16 protein-coding genes and 1 other annotated feature (1 of these 17 only partly in view) are annotated in these 21,160 nt (G+C 29.6%); all 16 genes read left to right on the top strand.

All coding sequences use genetic code 11. The features are described from left to right. Positions 1-213, top strand: a binding site (T-box leader) (it extends 47 nt beyond the left edge of the window). A 50-nt stretch (positions 214-263) separates the two neighbouring features. The 16 genes from ACREV6_RS05645 (at position 264) to ACREV6_RS05720 (ending at position 21,150) form a co-directional block, all read left to right on the top strand. Continuing rightward, positions 264-1,259 carry a S66 family peptidase gene (locus ACREV6_RS05645; RefSeq protein ID WP_431577028.1) on the top strand — a complete coding sequence of 332 codons (996 nt, stop codon included), beginning with the start codon at positions 264-266 and terminating at the stop codon, positions 1,257-1,259. A 233-nt stretch (positions 1,260-1,492) separates the two neighbouring features. Further along, the gene (locus ACREV6_RS05650) at positions 1,493-1,849 is read left to right on the top strand and encodes a PadR family transcriptional regulator (RefSeq protein WP_431577029.1); all 357 of its coding nucleotides are present in this window, start codon (positions 1,493-1,495) and stop codon (positions 1,847-1,849) included. Next, on the top strand, positions 1,833-2,405 hold the full coding sequence (locus tag ACREV6_RS05655) for a DUF2812 domain-containing protein (RefSeq protein WP_431577030.1): 573 nt from the start codon (positions 1,833-1,835) through the stop codon (positions 2,403-2,405). Before ACREV6_RS05650 ends, ACREV6_RS05655 begins: the two co-directional genes overlap by 17 nt. A 78-nt stretch (positions 2,406-2,483) precedes the next feature. Next, complete coding sequence (gene sigY / locus ACREV6_RS05660) at positions 2,484-3,014, top strand: RNA polymerase sigma factor SigY (protein ID WP_431577031.1); 531 nt, start codon at positions 2,484-2,486, stop codon at positions 3,012-3,014. Next, complete coding sequence (locus ACREV6_RS05665; protein WP_431577032.1) at positions 3,015-3,422, top strand: hypothetical protein; 408 nt, start codon at positions 3,015-3,017, stop codon at positions 3,420-3,422. A 313-nt stretch (positions 3,423-3,735) separates the two neighbouring features. Continuing rightward, positions 3,736-3,942 (top strand): PLD nuclease N-terminal domain-containing protein, encoded by a 207-nt coding sequence (locus ACREV6_RS05670; RefSeq protein WP_431577033.1) that lies wholly within the window; start codon positions 3,736-3,738, stop codon positions 3,940-3,942. Between the two features lies 1 nt (position 3,943). Beyond that, positions 3,944-4,870 (top strand): ABC transporter ATP-binding protein, encoded by a 927-nt coding sequence (locus ACREV6_RS05675; protein ID WP_431577087.1) that lies wholly within the window; start codon positions 3,944-3,946, stop codon positions 4,868-4,870. Then, positions 4,851-5,612: a hypothetical protein gene (locus ACREV6_RS05680; protein WP_431577034.1), complete on the top strand. Its 762-nt coding sequence runs from the start codon at positions 4,851-4,853 to the stop codon at positions 5,610-5,612. Before ACREV6_RS05675 ends, ACREV6_RS05680 begins: the two co-directional genes overlap by 20 nt. A 630-nt stretch (positions 5,613-6,242) precedes the next feature. Then, positions 6,243-7,268: a hypothetical protein gene (locus ACREV6_RS05685; RefSeq protein ID WP_431577035.1), complete on the top strand. Its 1,026-nt coding sequence runs from the start codon at positions 6,243-6,245 to the stop codon at positions 7,266-7,268. Between the two features lie 39 nt (positions 7,269-7,307). Then, entirely contained in the window at positions 7,308-8,480 is a 1,173-nt protein-coding gene (locus ACREV6_RS05690) for a hypothetical protein (protein WP_431577036.1), read from the top strand. A gap of 10 nt (positions 8,481-8,490) precedes the next feature. Continuing rightward, positions 8,491-11,178, top strand: a complete 2,688-nt coding sequence (locus ACREV6_RS05695; protein ID WP_431577037.1) for a GAP1-N2 domain-containing protein — start codon at positions 8,491-8,493, stop codon at positions 11,176-11,178. A 31-nt stretch (positions 11,179-11,209) separates the two neighbouring features. After that, a complete protein-coding gene (locus ACREV6_RS05700; RefSeq protein ID WP_431577038.1) occupies positions 11,210-12,175 on the top strand; it encodes a hypothetical protein in 966 nt (321 codons plus the stop codon). Between the two features lie 20 nt (positions 12,176-12,195). Then, the gene (locus ACREV6_RS05705; protein WP_431577039.1) at positions 12,196-13,956 is read left to right on the top strand and encodes a vWA domain-containing protein; all 1,761 of its coding nucleotides are present in this window, start codon (positions 12,196-12,198) and stop codon (positions 13,954-13,956) included. Positions 13,957-13,989: 33 nt separating this feature from the next. After that, complete coding sequence (locus ACREV6_RS05710; protein ID WP_431577040.1) at positions 13,990-17,394, top strand: tubulin-like doman-containing protein; 3,405 nt, start codon at positions 13,990-13,992, stop codon at positions 17,392-17,394. Between the two features lie 115 nt (positions 17,395-17,509). Next, positions 17,510-19,855, top strand: a complete 2,346-nt coding sequence (locus tag ACREV6_RS05715) for a hypothetical protein (protein WP_431577041.1) — start codon at positions 17,510-17,512, stop codon at positions 19,853-19,855. Positions 19,856-19,875: 20 nt separating this feature from the next. Further along, positions 19,876-21,150, top strand: a complete 1,275-nt coding sequence (locus ACREV6_RS05720) for a VWA domain-containing protein (RefSeq protein WP_431577042.1) — start codon at positions 19,876-19,878, stop codon at positions 21,148-21,150. The last annotated feature ends 10 nt before the right edge of the window (positions 21,151-21,160 follow it).

Here is a 21,160-nt window from a genome sequence, read left to right on the forward strand (position 1 = left end):
GCCAATGATGGTGTGAGATTGGTATGGAAACCTTAACCGAAAAACATCTTGGAGTATCCAACTGAAAGCAATGCTTTAAAAAGCAAGTAGGTGAGGACGGTATAACACCGTTAAAAGTGATCAGTATCGAATATTATTCCGTACTGCAGCGTGAGTGATTATTTTTATAATAATCTAGGTGGTACCACGGAAGTTAAACCTTTCGTCCTATAGTAGGATGAAAGGTTTTTTTTGTTTTTTGAAATATAAGAGGAGGAATTATAATGGATAGCATAATGAAATTAAAAAAAGGAGATTTGATTGGTATATTTTCACCCTCATCACCTATAACAGACACTTGTCCTAAAAGATTTGAAAGAGCAAAGAAATATATAGAAAACAAGGGGTTTAAAATAGTTGAAGGAAATTTAACGAGGAAATGTGATTTTTATAGGTCAGGAAGTATTAAAGATAGGGCAGATGAATTAAATAGTTTAATTAGAAACCCAGATATAAAATGCATTATGGCTACTATCGGAGGTATGAATTCAAATTCGATTCTTCCTTATATAGATTATGAAGCATTTAAAAGAAATCCTAAAATAATAATAGGATATTCAGATATTACTGCGATTTTACTTGGCATATATGCAAAAACAGGAATAAACACTTATTATGGACCTGCATTGGTAGCATCCTTTGGAGAATTATCTCCTTTTGTTGATTGGACTTATAATTATTTTAAAGAAATCACTGCAGATGAAATAAAAATTCCTTATGATTTAGAAGTTCCGGAATATTGGACAGATGAATGTATTAATTGGGAAACACAAGATAGAAATAAAGAAAAAAGGGAAAACCAATGGATTACAGTTTATGAGGGTATAGCTAAGGGGAGAGTAATTGGTGGTAATTTAAATACAATACAAGGTATATGGGGTAGTGAATATATGCCAGTAATAGAAGAGGGTGATATATTTTTTATGGAGGATTCATTAAAAGATGCAGCAACAATAGAAAGAAGTTTTTCCTTTTTAAAAGTGAATGGTATTTTTGAAAAGATATCTGGAATAATTCTTGGTAAGCATGAATTATTTGATGATTTGAAAACGGGTAGAAAGCCATATGAAATTCTTTTAGAAGTATTAGGTGATAGAAAAATACCATTTGTTGCAGATTTTGATTGTTGCCATACACACCCTATGATAACTCTACCTCTAGGATGTGAAATAGAATTAGATGCCACAAATAAAAAAATAACTATTATTGGTGAATGGTAAAGATTAGATCATCCAAATAGAAAAGTGGAGTTTCAATAAAAATAAACTCTTGATTTTTCAAGAGTTTATTTTTGTGCCCCATCTATATTCCATATAGAATATGCTAATAAAACTATAAAAAAGAAAAAAATTCCAAAAAAATATTGACAATTTTATAAGAATGGAATACTATATTATTAAATGATGTATCATTAAATGATATGCGTAACAGATAATATTAAGGGAGTGAAAAGGTGGCTAGGGGAAAAGATTTAGATGAGGATATATTAACGGATTCAACCTACTGTATTTTACTTACGCTAGTGAGGCCTATGCATGGGTATGGAATAATGCAAGCGATCAAAGAATTTTCAAAAGGTGATATGATTATAGGTCCAGCAAGTCTTTATACAATTATAAAAAAGCTACAAAGTGCAGAATTAATTCAATTATTAGAAGATGATGAAGAAAGACGTAAGACGTATATGCTAACTTTTAAGGGCAAAAAAATATTAAAAAAAGACATTAAGAGAAGAATTACTATGGTGAGGTATGGAGAAGAAGCATTAAAATATTTAGAAGAGGAGGATATTAGTGGAAAAGAAATATAGGTATATAATGAATATGGGGCTAGCTTTTGATGAAGATAGAGCTATGAAAAAATTAAGTCAAATGGCTAAAGAGGGTTGGATTCTTAAAGAAATGTCTTTGTCTAGGTATAAATTAGTAAAAGGTCAACCAAAGGAAATAGTTTATTCTATGGATTACAAAGAATTAAGTAAACACGATAATGAGTATTTCAAGTTATTTCAGAGTAGTGGATGGGAGCATATGTGTTCTTATGGACCTTATCATTTTTTTTCAGCTCTACCTGAAACTGTTCCAATATACACAGAAAAAGAGAACTATTTAAGTAAGTATGAAAAATCAAAAGATGTGTCTAAAAAAGCAGCAATTATATCAATAGTAATACTTATTTTTGTAAACCTAATTGGATTTTTACTAGTAAACAGAATAGAAGAAACAATGATAAAAAATCAAATCCTACTTATAGCTTTTATTATAGGTTTAATTTCGGTAGTCATTGCAGTGCCTTCACTTATGGTATATACTGCATATTATTTAAAAGAAAAAAGAATTTTAAACAACAAGGACAAAATGAATTAATCTTTATAGGTAATAATATAAATATAGTGAACTTTTTAATCAATATAGGCGTTAAAGGAGTACTGGGAGTGATTATTATTGGATGAACTAGAACTTATTAGTAAGGCTAAGGAGGGAAATAAAAGCGCATTAAATACTCTTTTAAAAGATAACCTTAATATTTTAAAAGGTTATGTTGTTAAAATGGTAGGAGACCAACATTTGGCACAGGATATTATTCAGGATGCGTTGCTTAAAGCTGTGCTTAATATAAATAAGTTTGAGCCTCGAGCAAAATTTTCTACTTGGTTAATAAAAATAGCTACTAATGTTTATAGAGATTATTTAAGAAAGAATAAATTTTTGGGGTTAGCAGATGAAGAGATGGTTCATAGTGGTAATCAAGTAGAGGATATTGTAATATCAAATTATGAATATAGAGAAATAATGAAAATAATTTTAAAGTTACCCTATGAGAAAAGGGTTGTATTTATTTTAAAACACTATTACGGTTATAAATATGAAGAAATATCACAAATTATAGGATGTCCCCTTGGAACAGTTCGGTCAAGACTTCATAATGCTGTAAAATATATAATAAAAGAAATTGAGAGAAAGGAGATTATATGAATGGTGGATTCTGATAAAATTAAAAAATCTTTGATTGATGAATTTTACAATGAAGAGCAGGAGAAAGTATCTAGAAAAACAATGGATAGCTATGAAATTGCAGAATTTAAAAGTAAACTAAATTCCATCAGTGAGAAAATGGATGTACTAAATGATGATGTATTCGATTTTGATATAGATACATTAAGCATAATAGAGCAAGGGGAGTGTATAAAAGAAAATAGTAAGAATAAAAAAGAATTCTTTTTGTTTATATTATTATCCACTATAATCCTTTCTTTAGGTGCCATAGCCATTATCAAAACAGGTCCTAAGATACTTATTATTTCACAGATTATTATAGTTACCATTGCTCCTTGGATAATAATACCTGTACTAGTAATCAAAAGAAAGAGAAGTGAAGCTTAATGGTGCCTTCAAATAATTTGTTAATTATACTATTAGCAATAGCTATTCCTATTTTATTAATACAGGGAGCTTGGGTATTTCGTGATGCCAGAAAACGTAAAGAAAAATATTATTGGCTTTGGGGAATTTTTGCACTGATTAATACACCAGGTAATCTTATTATTTATCTATTAGTAACACGAGTAATATTAAATAATAAAAAGAAAAGTTAGTTGCTAATTTCTTAGCAACTAACTTTTTTTAAAAAAATAAAATGAACTTTTTGATCTTGATTACGTTAAAGTTATGAAAATATAAAAAGGAGGAACGGTATATGTTTGAAGGAATGGCTTTGCTAGAGATAATAAAATTATTTGCACCTATAATTATGCTAGAGGTAGTTCTTGTGTTTTTTTGCTTATATAGATTGTCAAAGGATAGAGTGAAATTTCTACCTAAGTGGGCATGGGCTTTGATTATACTTTTTATTCAAATAATAGGTGGCATAGCTTTTTTATTAATGGGAAGAGAGCGTGATTAATATGCTTAAAGTGGTAAATATAAATAAAAAATATGGAGACTTTGAAGTTTTAAATGAGATATCCTTTGAAATAAAAAAAGGAACCATATATGGATTTTTAGGGCCTAATGGAGCAGGGAAATCTACAACCATGAATATACTTTCTGGATTAATTGATTTTAATGGTGGAGAGATATATTTAGACGGAGAAGATTTTAAAAAGAATAAACGAAGATTATTAAAAAAGGTGGGATACCTCCCACAAAATCCAGTATTTTACAATTACATGAATGCTAATGAGTATCTTCACTTTATTGGTGAGATAGCTAATATGACAGAGAAAAATATAAGAATGAGAACTATAGAGATTTTAGACATTGTAAAGCTTACAGAAGTAGCAAAGAGAAAAATAGGACAATATTCAGGTGGAATGAAGCAAAGACTAGGAATTGCGGTGGCACTATTTAATAAACCAGAAATAGTTTTTTTAGATGAGCCAACAGCTGCATTAGACCCTGAGGGAAGAATGGAAATACTAGAGTTTATTAAAGACTTGAAGTCAGAGGGAACCACTGTTTTTATCTCCACTCACATTTTGAGCGATATAGAAAGAATTTGTGACCAGGTAAGTATCTTGGATAAAGGTAAAATACTAGTATCAGATAGTTTAGAGAATTTAAAGAATAAGTATATTCAACCTATATTTGATATTGAGTTTGAAAAACACTGTGTAAAATTAGATAAAGTTCTTTTAGACTTAAAATGGGTAGAAAGTGTTTCAATAAATGAAAATAAGGCTTCTATCTATGTTAATAATTTAGATGTTGCTAAAGCTGAACTATTAAAAGTTCTTGTGCAGGAAGAAAATACTATTTTATCTTATAATTTAAGAAAAAGTAATCTTGAAGATATTTTTATAAGGTTGGTGAATGAAAATGACAACATTTAAGGCTTATTTTAAGAAAGAAATAATGGAATCTAAAAGACAATATAGGTATATAATACTTGCTGTAGGAATAATGGCTTTTGCTATTTTAGATCCATTTATGTTAAAGTTACTTCCAAAAATATTGGAAAAACAATTACAAGGAGATTTAAGTTCGCTTTTTGTTGCTACGCCTAAGAGTGCTATTAATAATTATATTAAGGATCTTTTTCAAATCGGAAACTTATTTATTATATTCACCTTGGCAAGTACTTTAAATGATGAGGTAAATGGAGAAAAACTCGTGTTCGCATATTCTAAAGGAAGTGTGCCAATTGGCATAGTGCTTGCTAAAATAGTTCATTATACTATTGTGGTAATAATACTAACCTTTATAGGATTTTTAACTTGTTATTATTATGGTAGCATTCTGTTACAAGGAGAAAAGGCTAGTCTATCAGGTATTATGAGTTCTGCTCTTTTAATGTCCCTATATTATTTTTTTAATATTGCGTTGGTAACACTTTTTAGCAGTTTTGTGAAAAAAGGTATTACAGCAGGTTTTATAACTCTCATGATAACTTTCACAAATGCTGCACTTGTAAATTTAAATACAATAGGAAAGTTTATGCCATACAAGTTAGTAGAAGGGGCAAATTCATTTACACTAGAAAATTATTTTTATACTATAGCATTTTCAATTATTTGTAGCATACTCTTTATTATAGTTACTATTTTTAATATGAACAAAGTTGAGGTAATATAATTTAAATGGACTTAACAAGGTTTACTATTCCGAATTTTTATTAAATATTGACATTAATGTAAAAATTAATTATAATATTTATATAGCACCTGCTTAATTAAAAGTAGAGCAAAGAGAATACCTATTTGTAATTGTTATGTTACCTAAAACAAAAGGGATATCAAAACAAGGGGGGTATATATTATGCCAGATAAGGGCAAAAGTAACGGTACTACTACTAAGAGCACTGGTAAAAAAGGTGAGAAAAAAGAACAAAAAAACAAAGGACCTAAAAAGTAAAAAAAATTCCTGAGCTTAAAGAGTTCAGGAATTTTTTATTTTTCACTAGTGAAATATGATTATAATTATATGTTTTTTTAAAATAAAACATTAAATCATCACCTGCGGTTCTGAAATGTCCTTAAAACAATAAAATTATCAGTAAATTTACAAAATATAAGATAAAAACGGTTGTAATAAATCAATTTTAAAATCATAATTAATAATAGGTTTAGTAAATAATATAATAACCACTAATTTATGGTTACTTGCGTAAAAGCAGAATAAATCAGAGGGAATTGTAATCTACTGTAGAATATAGATAAGTATATGTTTTAGTAAAAGCATATAAAGGAGTTGAATCTAATTAGCATGGAAATTAAGTATAAAGAAATTAATGATTTAAAAGAGGAGATAGAGATAATTCTTTCTATCAAAGATGAACTATCAAATGAAGAAATAAACAACTTTGTGGATTCCTTTCCTTCATTAACAGAAAAAGAAATAAGGGGAACGATTGCTGAAATAACTAATAATAATGAATACTTAATAGAGGAAGTAAATATAGAAGAGCAGCTTGAAGAAAAACAAATTAATATGCAAAATAAAGCCTTTAAAAAAAGCGAGATAACTGAGATTGAAGCAATAAAAGGAGAAGAAGAAGAAGAAGCTCAGCAAATCATAATAAATAGAATTCAAGACAGTGAACCTGAACCCGAAATACAAATAGAAACTGTAGAGGAATTAAATTCTACGTTAATAGACATAGCAGCCATAGTGGGTGAAGTTAAACATAATCAATTGTGCTTGCAATGGCAATGGCCAGAAAAAGCAAATAAGATTAAGGTAATTTATAGAGGAGATAGCTTTGCTAAAAGTGCAGAGGATTCATCAGCAGTGGCTAGCATAATAAAAAGAGAAAAAGATGAAAGTACAGGAACATTTGTCATCGACAGGATACCAGAAGGGAACTATTATTTCACTATTTATGTTATGGCAGAAATGAATGATAAGATTTTTTATTCAGAAGGCAAGAGGCGACTTATGGTGAGTAAAAAGCCTATTGAAATATATTATGATTTGAAAATAAAAAGAAGTTTACTGGGCAAACTTAAATCAGCAGAAATTATGTTTAGTATGGAAGAGAAGGGGGAAATTAAATTACCGGCTATTACGGTAATAGGCAAAAAAGGCAATATGCCAATTCAAAAATCAGATGGTGATGATATATGTACTTTTAATGATGTGGTAATAAGTAAAAATAAGCCCTGTGTTTTTGAATTCCCGTTAGAGTCTATAAAAAACAATATGTACATAAAGTTATTTGTGATGAATGATAAAGAAAGTACAAGGTATAGGATAATATCTCCAGCTAGAGAAAAACTTTATTTTAAATAATTGTTATCTACTAGATGGAACTACTAGGAGGCATGAAATATGAACTTATTAAAAAAATCTACTTATATATGTCCATTTTGTTTTACAGAACATAAATTAAGCGAAGTTAATTTTATATGTAAAAATGAACCAAATAAATGTGAAAATGCGAAAAAAGAAATTGTGATGGTTCCAGATTCTAATGAAGGAAAAAATATTATGCCAAGGGACATGGTGTGCGATTCATGTGAGGAGAACACAAATGTGAAGGTTTGTCCTACATGCAGTGCAGAACTTCCCTATACTATAGGTGAATATAAAGATTTGATTTTTGCAGTAATAGGTGCTAAGGAAGCAGGGAAGAGTCATTATATTGCAGTGCTTATAGATAAAATAATGAATGAAATTGGTGCTGCATTTAATTGCAGTCTGCAAGCCATTAACGATGCGACTATAACAAGATATCGCAATGATTTTTATTATCCAGTGTTTAGAAGCAAAGAAATAATTAGAGTTACACATTCAGCGAAAACTGATGCAACAGTTAGTCAGCCGCTTATATATACTTTAGCGTTTAGAGAGACAAGCATCTTTGGTGGTCTTTTAAAAAGCAAGAGAATAAGTAATGTAGTGACAATAGCTTTTTTTGATACTGCAGGCGAGGATTTGAATGAAGAAGACACTATGAAGTCGGTAAATAAGTATATATACAATTCCTCTGGTATTATCTTTTTACTAGACCCACTTCAACTTACTAATGTACGAAATTCTCTTCCAGAGGGAACCCCACTGCCAGAACAGAATACTGAAATTGAGGATTTGCTTTCAAGAACAGCCAATCTTATAAGACGTGCAAAAGATAAGAAAATGACTCAACTTATAGATATACCAGTGGCAGTGGCATTTTCAAAAATGGATGCGGTGGAATGCTTGCTAGATCCAGCTAGTTGTATTAATTATCCCAGTAAACACATTGCTGCAGGTAAATTCCATATTGCAGATTTTGAGGATGTAAATGGTTCAATGGAATCCCTTGTAAGAAGTTGGGGTGGAGAAAATTTTGCTAATCAGCTTAGTTCAAATTTTAAGGAGTTTGCTTATTTTGGAATAACTGCCTTAGGATGTAGCCCGGACAGTAACAGTATTAAAAATTTAAGACCTAATAGAGTTGAAGACCCATTTTTATGGTTACTTTGGAAACATAAGCTTATAAAATCAGAAAAGAGAAAGTGAGGAAAGAGACATGAAAGTGCAGCAATTGTATTATACCTCATGTAGAAAAGGGCTTTCCACAGGAATGGGATTTCAAACCTACTCCGTATCTGAGGGCATTACAGAGGCTGAAAAAAAGGAAATAGAGAGTTACTGTGTGTATGTTCCACCTAGCAATCTTCCTAGTCAACCTACTAAAGATGAAATAGATAAATTATTTCCAATAGCTTTTTCATACTTTATTCTGGAAAATGGGAAACAAGCAGTATGCCAAGCTAAATATATAGGAAAAGATTATAGTGGACGCTTTGGAAACTATTTTTGTCATGTTTTATTGTTTGAAAAGGGAGAGATGCCTTTTCATCCTATACAGATATATGGCTCAGATGTTTTTAAAAATCATTTAACTGAAAGAGAAGAAAATGCCGAGCAAATAGAGTCTTTGCAAGTATTACAGCAGCTGCCTTTAGTAGATTTTATCACATTGGAGAGTGTATCAGAATTTCTAAAAGGAGCTTCTGTTACAAAAAGAAGTAAGAGCTTTAAAAATATGATGGATGCAGTTATTGAGTATCACAAAGAACATAAAAAAATTATTTTTTGCGATACTAATGAGAACAATGCTTACTGGATAGCTGCTGCTCAAATGTGTCTTCCTTTAAAACTTTCTAAGTTACTAACATTTACGACCTATAGCAATGATTGTGAAAATACAAATTACATTATTTGCGGTTCATCAGTGGAAGGAACTAAAATTAATTTTAAGGATTGTAATAATATTTATAAATATAATGTATTTGATTTTATAAATGGATATAGTAGCGATTTGAATCATGACTTTAAATTTTCCAAATTAGCACAGGTAGGGCTTTCAATATCAAAAGATAGTCTGTTACCATTTATAGATTTCATAGATAAATTTGATTATGAGGTGTTAGATGATGAAATAGACGATTGTCTGTATCTTTACAATATGGCAAAAAAAGGTATCGAAAAAATGGATACAGATAGTATAATAAAGGGAATAGACTTTGTTAATAACTATGGTTCTATAGACACCTGTAAGCAGATTTTTATACAGATAGAACCTATGCTTAAAAAAATAAGTGGAGAAGTGGATATACATAGTGCAGAGGTTATTTCAAAATTTTTATTTAACATAGCAATAAGAACAAAAAATGAAATTTATATAAAGAATGCCTTTGAGTTCTTTTTTGATGCTCTTTATTTTATGGTGGTAGATAGAGAAAATATTCAATTAGAAGAAATAATAGAATTGCATGACAAAATCAGAGCTATAAATAGTAATAAGATAGATGAGTTTATAACTTATTCCTTTGATTCTTATAGAATAGATGAATTGTACATTTATATGGAAGGGGCAAAGGCAAGACATGCTCAGTTTTATTTATATACACTGTTTGGAAATTTCATTTTTTATAGCTATAGGACATGCAGTATTATTAGTTGGAAAAGCATAATTACAAATACTGCACTAGTGAAATTTATTGATAGATGTATTGATATTTTAAGTTTTAACAAAGATGAAATGAAATATATAACTAAGTCTATTTACAAGAATGAGGAGTATTTTTCAAATTTTATAATTATGTGTTATAAAAATGCTGCAGTAAATGAGGCTGCTGAAAAAGAAAAAATAGTGCTGCAACTTTTAAAGGAAGCAAAACAAGAGAATGATGAAACTTGGTTTTTGAAAATTAGAAATATTCTAAATGAAATAGATGGTGGTGAAGAGCTATTGTTTAGATATTTTGTGCATGAACTTAATTGTGCACAGGATAAGAGTGAATATTTTTGGGGTTATTGCCATTCGGTTTTTAATAAAACACCTAGATATAAACGAAAATATTTTTCCAAAGCTGCTATGGAATTCTTGAATAATTTAGAGAATAGTATGGAAATTTCAAATGAATCCTTTGAAATTCTTAAATTTATATTAAATCATTGCTTAAAAACTACTATAGATGAATCTTTATTATATAATTTAATTAACAACTTTGAAAAGCAATTAGGGGCTGCATATCCAGAAGAAGAAATCGCAATAATTATTCCAGCTATAAAAGACCTTAAAAATTCAAGGGACATTATAACTGAGCCAGATGTTACAGGGCTTATTTGTTTTGGAATGAACCTTGAGAAGGGCACAAACGTAATAAAAACAGTATGTGGAAAGGTTAAATTAAACTTCGATTGTATGGACAGACATACCTACAGAAAATATATATGTTGGTATTTATCTAATATATACATAAATGGCGTAAATGAAGATTTAAAAGTGGATTATCAAAGGATAACTGATACTACCTGCCTAGGAGCCTATGAAGAAATATATTATGAAGCACTTTTAAAAACCTTAGAAGATATATTAAATGAAGAAAAAATCTATAAAAAAAATTTAAAAGATAACAAATTAGAAGGATATGAAGTGTTTTTTGATTTTCTAATTTATCTATTTAGAAATATAGATGACTTTCCAAAGTATATAATTGAAAATATTACTAATAAAATAATTAATATTTTAAGTAATAGGTCCCTGAGAGAAATGAAAAAATATGAAAATTATATGATTGATGTGATGAGTGGAATGAGAAATAAATCAATGATAAGTAGGCCATGGAATAGTATACGTAAAAAAGTTCATGAGGATAGAGGGAATTCTATATTTCAAAGAGGAATAAACAAGTTTATTGGTAAATAGGAGAACATAGGTAAAATAAGGGGGACTGGGGTTGGAGTTTATTAATGGTATAATGCGATTTATTTACAAAGCAATAGTTTATCCTCCTAAGTTTATTTTCTATAAAATTATATATTTTATAGAAAAAAAATTAATTAGTAAAAATTTATCAGATGTATGTGAAAAGTGTTATGAAAAAGTAACGCTGCCCTATTATGTCTGTCCAAGTTGCAATAATAGGTATGCGGCTCTTATGCCTACTTTTAAGCATATTTTTTATTTTAAATGTAGTTGTGGTTATAAGTTGCCACTAACTGTACTAAACGGGAAAAATAAATTAAAAACCCTTTGTAGAGGGTGCAAAAATGAAGTCAAAATGAATAAGGTTAAAAAAATATGTATACCCATTATTGGAACAAACTCATCTATAAAAGAAAAGTTCATATACAATGTGCTTGATACTATAGAATGGAAATTTCAGAAGGCACCTTTTAAAGCCTATGTACCAACACCAAAAACTCAATATTTCTTTTTGGGAAAAAATAAAAAAAAACCTTCAAGGAAAATTTATATTTTTGATACTAATGAAAGTGATTTAGTGTTAAGTGATAATTTAAAAAAGTATAGATACTTTAATTATTATAATGGAATAGTATTTATAATTAACGGTGAAGAGTTTATAAATTCAGGTGAAGAGGTGGAAAATAACTTAACTTCAAATGACATACTAGATATATTTATTTTAAATCTTCAAAAAAATTTTGGGCTTAAGCCTGGAGAAATAATTAGTAGGCCAGTAGCATTTATAACTAACAATACTCTTAGAAACAACTGTAGTGATTATGCTAAGGAAAATTTTAAATCTAAAATAGAAACCAATTTTAGTGATTATAGATTTTTTATCCTAGATAATTTTGATTTGACAGTGCAAAGTGAAAATAAAGCGAATTACCATGAAGCAGAAGTATTTCAATGGATTTTAGGACAGGTGGATAATAAAATATTGCGTGGACTTTGATTAAAAAGGAGTTGAGTAAATTGAATCATAATAAAAAAGTTAATAGATTAATGGCATTTATAATAGTGCTAACACTTCAAATCTCCTGGGTTGTAAGTGTTTTTGCTAAGCCTAGTGCAGAAGTTTCAAATTTGGATGTGATTTTTGTTTTAGATGCTAGTGGGTCAATGAAAACCAGTGATCCTCAGGAAATAAGAACAGAAGCAATTAAAATGTTTCTAGATATGTGTGGAACTTCTGGAAACAAAGTAGGCCTTGTGGCTTATTCAGATAATATTATCCGGCTACATAATTTAGCCCAAATGAACTCAGCAGCGGACAAAGATAGTGTAAAGAGAATGACAACCGGTATACCCTTTGGACAAAAAACAGATACAGGGATGGGTATAAAAGAAGCTGTAAAACTTATGGAAAGCGGTCATGATGACACTCATAAACCAATTATCATTCTTTTATCAGATGGTAAAAATGATCCACAGAGAAGTATGAATGAGTCATTAAAGGATTTAAATGATGCTACAAATACTGCTAAAAGTAAGGGGTATCCTATATATACTATAGGTTTAAACTATGATGGTACTGTAGATAAGGCACAATTAGAAAGTCTCTCAAGTAAAACTAAGGGTAAAACTTATATAACTAATAAAGCAGAAGAACTTACACAGATATTAACAGATATTTATGCGGATAATTCAAAAATCAATATTCAAAATGGTGGAAGTATTATAGCAAATGGTGGATTTCAAGATGTAAAGTTAAATATACCCAATGACAATGTATTAGAAGCTAATGTATCTATACTATCGAATAAGCCTGTTTCCGTAAAACTGGTAAATCCAAAGGGCGTGGAGGCACCTATTCCTTCTAAGGATATAATTTTTACTTCTTCGAGTAAGTATTCTATGTTAAAAATAGTAAAGCCGGTGCAAGGAGACTGGATAATCAAAGTTAAGGGAATTAGTGGAGACAAAATAAATATCAGCTACATTTTTAATTATGATATTGAGCTAAAGGCTAAATTTAATCCAGTTGCACCTAAAACAGGAGAAGTTATGAATATAGAAGCTTATTTCCTAGGTAATGGTCAAGTTATTGATGACAATGAGCTTTATAAAGATATGAAAGCTAAAATAGTAGTTAAAAATTTAAAAAGCGGAGATATTAAAGAATTTCCACTTCAAAATAGTGATCATTTATTTAGCGGAAAATATACCTTGCAAGATAATAATAAATATGAAGTTAAGGCAAGGGTTGATGGAAAGAGTTTTTATAGAGAAACTTCTCCTATAACAATTGGTGGAGGAAATGTAGTAAAACCTTCTAATAATACTCAAGCACAGGAAAGTGGTAGTAAAAAAAATATAGCGAGTATTATTTTTGCAGTGCTCGCTATCATTGCCTTAATTATAATAGTAATAGTAGGTGTAGTGAAAAAGAAAAATAAAGCAACTGGCTTTGGTCGGGTGATGTTTCAAATTAGAGATGAAAATACTAATGAAGTATCAGCTCCTCAACATAGAAGTTTGCACACCTATAATGGGAAATTTAGTCTTTATGATGTATTAGGGCTTAAAGAGGAATTTTCAGAGGTAGTGGACTTAAAATTTTACTTTAAGAAGGACGACAGCATTGAGATAGCAAATAATTCACAGTGCAGTGTTCAAAAATCTGGTAGAGTTATATCAAAGGATATTAAGACAAAGTTGTATAATGGTGAAAGAATTGTAGTCCTTTTAAATAAATCATCTAAAAGTATAATTATAGAGTTTTATAGTAATTGATGGAACTTAAAATTGAAAGTGAGGTAAATTAATATGAATGCAAATATAAGAGAACATATACAAGAACTAAATGTAATGACTGGTGGGGGAATTATTAGTGATAAAATACGTGTAGATACCATTGAAAATCCTATGCTTATTATAGGACTTGGTGGTACGGGTATAGATGCAATGCTAAGATTAAAATATCAAATAAATAGAAGATTTAAATTACCTGAAGATTCCTTAACAAAGGTAAGAAAAGAGAAGCCAGATAAAATAGAATTTTTAGGATTTGAAACCAATATGCAGGAAAAAAACAAGAAATACAAGGGCATTGGACTGGACCCTCAAAGTGAATTGGTTATGTTATCTAATGCAGAAATTGGAGCTATTTTAAGCGATAGAAAAGTTATGGACCCATGTATTTCGCAGTGGTTATCGCCAGAGCTTAATATATCAGATGGAATGAAAGGCGCTTGTGGTGTTAGGCAGGCGGGAAGGTTGTTACTTTTCACAAAAATAAATGAAGTTGTTGAAAGTATAGAGAAAAAAATAAATACTATTATGAAGGATAGCAAAGAAAAACTATATGTATTTATGCTTACAGGTATTTCAGGGGGAACAGGAAGTGGATGTTTCCTTGATATTGCATACATAGTCAGAGGAATAATGGAAAGAAAATTTGGTGGCTATGGCATAGATAGAGTAAATATTTTAGGCTATTTGTTTACCCCAGATGTTAATATATCTAAGGGTCTTGGAATGCACGAGAGAAATTATATTATGAAAAATGGATATGCTGCATTAAAAGAATTAGATTATTTAATGAATATTTCTGAAAGAGGAGATAGATTCAAGCAGAAGTACAAAAGTGCTTTAGAAGTTGATTCGGGGGTTCCGCCTTTTGATTTATGCCATTTGATTTCCGCTACAAATAAAGAGGGTAAACTATTAAGTAATGCTTATGATTACTGCATGAATGTCACTGCAGAAAATATAACGAATTTTATGGCTAGTGAGGAGAGGCAAGCGGGACAGGAGTTTGCTATTCATGATTATATAAGCAACATTGAGCAAAACATTAAGAATATGGAAAAGCCTTATTCAGCAAATTATAAATATAACATTATAGGAGCATCTTCTGCAGTTTTACCTATTGAAGAAATAACTACTTATCTTGCATTTAAAGTCTTTGAAAAGATGGATGTAATGTTTGAAAAATCACCAACAGAGCAGGATGTGGATCAGTTCATTAGAATAGTGAAGCTAGATAAAGATTCTGTAGAAGCCAGGTTTGAACGTGAAAATTTAGGTAGACAACCAATTTCAGGTTATAAAAACAGAGATAAGTATGATTTTGCAAATGTTATTAAAAAAGAAGCAGTAAATATGGATGAAGAGCTTAGTGAATACTTAAGGGATGTTTGTGATGAATATTTGAAGGTTAAAAGACAGTACCCTGGTGAAATCTCTGTAGCTTTAAAGCAGCAGATAGATAGAATGTTTGAAGATGCAACTAAGGGACCTTTTTATGCTTCAAGGATGTTATTTTCAAATGAAGGCTTTAGTATGGTAAAAACCCTAGAGGTTATAAAAGAATCATTAGTAGAAAAGCATAGAAGATTACCGGATAATATTAAAAACCTTAGAGATGATGCTGGGGATAAATTTGATGCAGCGAAAAAGACTATTTTATTTACAAAAGAATCAAAAAAGAATGATTACATTGAAGCTAAAATAGAGGAGTACTATGCAAGGGCAGAGGAAGAAAGAACTTTGAAGATGATAGAATTCTATCAGTATGCTATTGAAATTATAAGTAGTTCAAATAATAAAATATATAAGGTTTATACAGAGATTTTAAATGAATTAAACAAGGTGCTTAAAGAGGATGGAAATATTCTTGTTAAGGGTGAAGAAGTACAAATTAATAATGGAAAGACTTATTATTGGAATCTTATTAATGTACCAGATGTGGTAAAAACTATAGATAAAATGGTTTGTGACGAGGATACAAATGATTTAATAAGAAGATTTACATATAAGCTTTTAGGGGAATCACAAAAATGGATTGATGAGCAGCATATGGATATAGTAGGTTCTATATCAAATTTTGTATCAGAAGAGTTCGGCGATATAATAACAAAATCTATGGAAGATTTTTTAGTAATGAAGTATGGAGAAGAAAAATCTATTGAAAGATTAATTCAAACGGAAATTGCACCAAGACTAGATGAAGATGCAATACCAGTATTTCAGCTTCAAGATGCAGGTGGCTCACTAATCTTCCCATCTTGGAATATGGTCTCAGTGCCAGCTAAAACTCCAAGAATATATAAGGGAATTAAGGAATATAAAGAAAGTAGTACATTAGGTCACTCTGTAAACATTAAGAGGAGTAAGGTATCAAATAAAATATTTTGGCTAAATACAGAAAATGGAGTACCACTCTATGCGTATACTTCAATAAGACAATACGAAAAAATTTATGAAGAATCTATTTTCACTAAAGAGGGAATAGGAAGACATCTTATTCAAACAAGGGATATTAATTGGACATATTTGCCATCACCTATTCCTGAAAAATCTTGGGGAACTAGTTATCATAATGAAAGAGTGAAAAAATATAACGGTGAAATAAGACTGGTTTTTGATAAAGCTATGAATTATGGCTGTATAGAGCGTGTATCTGAGATTACGAATTCACAGTATAAAGTCATTGTCACTAAAGAATTTAATATAGAAAAATTCTTATTAAATTACGATTTAGCTATTGAAGAAGATAAAACTCCAAATATGGCTGAAATAAGAAAATGCATTGGAGAACTTAGAAAATTAATGGAGAACAAATTAGAAAACATTGAGGACTATGATTTGCAAATGTATTACATTTTTGATAGTAGAGATGAAGAGGTTGCAAAGGAAAACTTAATAAGAAGCCCAAGATTAATAGAGCTTTTAAAAGTTGAGATAGATAAATATGAAGCTGTAGAGGATCAGATAAATAAACTTGGGAGATTTATAGGAGATAACGATAAAAAAACCAAATTAATAGATAACTTTATCCAAGCTATGTATACAGAAACCATTTGTAAAAAGGGTATTGTGTATATGTATGATAAAGATGCAGATGAAAGGACAGAAATAGAGCCATTTGTTAACCTAATGAAGCAAAAGCAATACCCTGAATACTCAATTTATAATAAGTATTGTGAAATTGATGAAAAGCATAGAAAGGTTATTGAGGCTAAGTCTGATAAAAGATTAGCGGATTTATCTATGGAAGAGGGAACTACTACATTGTACAGTAGAATAAAATGCATGATTGAGATTTATAGTAAGGCTATTGAAGAGTTAGATTACAGAAGGTATGAAATAGAGGATGGCCAGGATATGTATAGTTTTTATGTTAATACTTATGACAAGCTTAAAGAGATTAGGGTGAATTTAGAATAGCTTAGAGTTAAGAATGAAGTGTTAAGGGTAGTTTATAGGGAACTAAATTAGTTCACTATAAACTTTTAACTCTTAAAATTTAATTTTCAATTCAAAAAGGTGGTGAGCCTCAAAAATGGAAAATATCTTGAAAGAATATGCACAGGGATATTGTTTAAGTACGGATAATACGGTGTACAGAGAAGACGAACAGAAAATTGCCAGCAGTCCGGTGGTTTTTGTTTTTATTGGAGATAAGAGTAATGAAGGGTTAAAGTCTGTATATGAGGATGTAAATAAAAAATGGGATAATAGTAAAGGTATAATGTTTTTTAATGTATATAATAAAGAAAAATTTGAAGCTGAAAATGTTTTTAATTTTAAGATCCAAGTTGAGGGTATAGACATAGAAGATAAAAAAACCATTAGATATGATATAAGTAATAATTTTTATAACAGTGAAAAGGGACTTATAGCTTTAAATGAAGAAATAATGAAGATGAAAAACAAGCTTTTAGATTGTGGTAAACTTTTTACTTCCTTCGAGAGGGTAAATATTTCTGTGGTAAGTAGAGCGGATGATGCTATGAATATTTTAGTGGCGGAAATAAGTTTGCTAATAAAAAGTAAGCTTTCACAGCATTTTAGAATTGTGTTAGCAGATTTTTACGGTTTACTCCTAGAAAAAAACCAGGAGGATGCATTTTTTGATGCTGCCATAGCCTTTAGCTTTTTTAAAGAGCTTTCATATATGCAAAAAAGTGATTTCACTTTTAAAGAAGATATAGAGGTTTTTGGAAGTGACAGGAAACTCCCTGTTATTAGTGAAAACAAACCTATATTTGATTTAGTATATTTGCTTAGCGATACTAATGAAAAAGGTATAATTTCTAGTGGAAGTATGCAAGATAATTACGAAATTATTTCCTATATAAATCTTATAAAAAATAGAAATGTGAATATAGATACTTATTATGATATGGAAAATCAATACTATGATAATGCTAGGTTTAAAAAAAATATTTCAAGGGAGAATGGGAGCTTTACTCTAGTTACTGCAGGACTTGCAAAGGTCAAAAGGCCCAATAATACAGTTGCACTTATGGCTGTAAATCAATTTTATGATGAGCTGATAAATAAAATGCAAAATTATTCAAATAAAAATAAAGATAATTTGCTTAGAGTTTTTATGTTAGATGATGAAAGTTTAGATTTAAAAGCTAGTAGTATGTTACCAGAAGGCAGCGCGGTAGAGGATATGAGGGGACTTATGACTATAAGTTACAATGTTTCAGTTTCAAAACTTGCGAAACTTACATTAAGGGAAGCTGAGGGAATGCTTTATGAGAATAGTTGTGAGCATTTCTTCAATGAGAATTTTGAAAAAATCATTGATGAAAAATTTAAAAATATAAGTCTTAATAAGGAAATACGTGGCATTGTTAAGCTTTTGATGGAAGATAAAAGCTATGGGTTATATGGCACATATAGTTTAACAGAGCCTTTAGAAGTGTTGCAGGACATAAGGCTTAAGTGTGTGGATATAGATAAAAGTATTGAAGCTATAAATCAGGAAATTTATGAAATGTATAGTAAAAGAGTCCAAGTACCTTCGCTTTTCAAAAGTTTATTTTCAGCAAATGCTGTTTTAGATGATATTAAAAAAAATTTATTTAAAGGCGTGTATGGAAATAAATTATGCATACTAAAACTTAAGATAGCTCAAAGTATCCTGAGAAAAAGCGAAGAAATTATTATTAGTGTTCATGAAGAACTTGCGGAAAAAATTAATTATATTGAAAGTATAAGGGAGTGTATTGAGGATTATACAAATAGTGATATTAAACAGCAGAATGAATATATAGCGCAAAATATAAAAGAATATTACAGGATTATAATTAAGAAAATAGTAAATAAATTATCAGAGAGCTATGGGGAAGATTTTTATTTTAAGGAAAAATTTTTAGGGGATATATATCAGTATAGGAATGATAAAAATCAATTTATAAAAAAACTATGTGAGGTTTGTAATAAATATATTTTATGCGAAGCCGAATTCTCAAAATCCTTTGAGGATGAGTTAAATGAAAGAGCTAATGTATCTATAGAGTTTATAGATAACAGTGTATTATCTAAAGAGGAATTGTATAAAAGGCTCTACGGAATATTAGAGGAAAACTCCACTGTAAAAGCTTATATTATGAATTATAATGTAAATAAATATGAAGAAAAATATTTTTTTGGTGACTACAGTAGTGATTTTATTAAATATGCTTTTAATGTGGATAGAGATGGTAGAAGCTACAATATAGGTTATGTTCATGAAAAAAGAGCTAGTGGTATAGAGAAACTTAATTTAATGGGTGGCTTTACTTTAGGAGATGTAATGTATATTAAAAACGCTGCAAGATATTATCATTCTTGCATAGATAATGAATATAAGCTTCATAGAATAGATGCATCAGTACTTCCAGACATTTAGTTTGAAAAGGGGGATTTTTTGTGAAGGATAAGAGAATTAATGGGCTAATGATTTTAATGAGTGGGGGAGGGGGTATTTTAGGCTTTATTTTTAGTGAACTATTATTAAATGCTTATAAATATAGCCTTCCTCAAAGTGTACTTATGGGATTATATTTTGGAATTATAGCTTTCTTTGCAGGGCTTATGTGTATTATTGCAGAGGCTATCCATCCAAGGCTTAATGGTTATAATTGGAAAAACAATTATTTAAAAACTTCTTTAAAGTTTTTAGTACCTTGCACCTTTGTACTTTTATTTATAGTTGGTGCATTATTTCAATTTATTTATGGGTTTAATACTAACAATAAAAAGGTTAATGATATATTGCTTTTAATTGATACTTCGGAAAGTATGAAAAGTACAGATCCCAATAATGATAGATTTGTAGCAACAAAAAATCTTATTAAAAATATGGATGAGGAAAAAAGATTCTCTATTTACACCTTTGATAATGAAGTTTTAGAAATATTTCCAATGACTAAAGCTACAGAAAAAACTAAAGAAGTAGCCTTAGAAAAGTTAGAATCTCTAAAAACTCCTAAGGGTCAGACAAATATGAAGGCAGCGTTAGATACTGCTTTAAAGGAAATACAAAGTACCACGCAAGTTGATAGGAATGCTATTGTACTATTGTTATCTGATGGAGAGGATAGCTTTGATTTAAATAAAAACTTTGAAGAGGTTATAAAACCTTTTCAGGATAATAAAATTTCAGTTTATACTGTAGGTATGGCTAAGGATAATAATTTGAAAATGCTAAAGAAAATATCCAGTGTAACTAACGGAAATTATTACAGTGTTTCTGAAAGTAAATATTTGAAGGACATTTTCAGTAAAATCTATAAATATAGAGATCAAAGGCTACTGGTAGATAAAAGAAATGGCTTATTTGATAGTATTAGATTTTATGCAATAATGAGAATTATGATTATAACGCTTGTGGGAGCTGTTATTTCAACAGCAATAAGTTTTATGTTTGATAATAAATATCTTTTAAAGGGCTTTATTATAGGTGGACTAGTAGGAGGGCTCACTGCAGGCATTGTTTTAGAAGTAGGATTTAGATTTATACCCTGGGCTGGAACTTTGCATAGACTAATTGCAGCTGTAATGCTAACAACTATATTCACTTTATTTTCAGTATCTGTAGATGTAAAAGACAAAAAAACCGGATTTTTTAAAGGTGTGAAATCGAAAATAGATTATGATTCATATTCAAATAATTCAAAAGGCAGTAATACATTTGGTGGATAGAAATTTATAA

Origin of the sequence: Clostridium sp. (assembly GCF_050717515.1) — a bacterium.
In the GTDB taxonomy this organism is placed as follows: domain Bacteria; phylum Bacillota; class Clostridia; order Clostridiales; family Clostridiaceae; genus Clostridium_AD.

Bases quoted from the DNA above. Each gene is read 5' to 3' on its own strand.
- ACREV6_RS05645 (WP_431577028.1), top strand. From the start codon at position 264: ATGGATAGCATAATGAAATTAAAAAAAGGAGATTTGATTGGTATATTT.
- ACREV6_RS05665 (WP_431577032.1), top strand. From the start codon at position 3,015: ATGGTGGATTCTGATAAAATTAAAAAATCTTTGATTGATGAATTTTAC.
- ACREV6_RS05670 (WP_431577033.1), top strand. From the start codon at position 3,736: ATGTTTGAAGGAATGGCTTTGCTAGAGATAATAAAATTATTTGCACCT.
- ACREV6_RS05675 (WP_431577087.1), top strand. From the start codon at position 3,944: ATGCTTAAAGTGGTAAATATAAATAAAAAATATGGAGACTTTGAAGTT.
- ACREV6_RS05680 (WP_431577034.1), top strand. From the start codon at position 4,851: ATGAAAATGACAACATTTAAGGCTTATTTTAAGAAAGAAATAATGGAA.
- ACREV6_RS05685 (WP_431577035.1), top strand. From the start codon at position 6,243: ATGGAAATTAAGTATAAAGAAATTAATGATTTAAAAGAGGAGATAGAG.
- ACREV6_RS05690 (WP_431577036.1), top strand. From the start codon at position 7,308: ATGAACTTATTAAAAAAATCTACTTATATATGTCCATTTTGTTTTACA.
- ACREV6_RS05695 (WP_431577037.1), top strand. From the start codon at position 8,491: ATGAAAGTGCAGCAATTGTATTATACCTCATGTAGAAAAGGGCTTTCC.
- ACREV6_RS05710 (WP_431577040.1), top strand. From the start codon at position 13,990: ATGAATGCAAATATAAGAGAACATATACAAGAACTAAATGTAATGACT.
- ACREV6_RS05715 (WP_431577041.1), top strand. From the start codon at position 17,510: ATGGAAAATATCTTGAAAGAATATGCACAGGGATATTGTTTAAGTACG.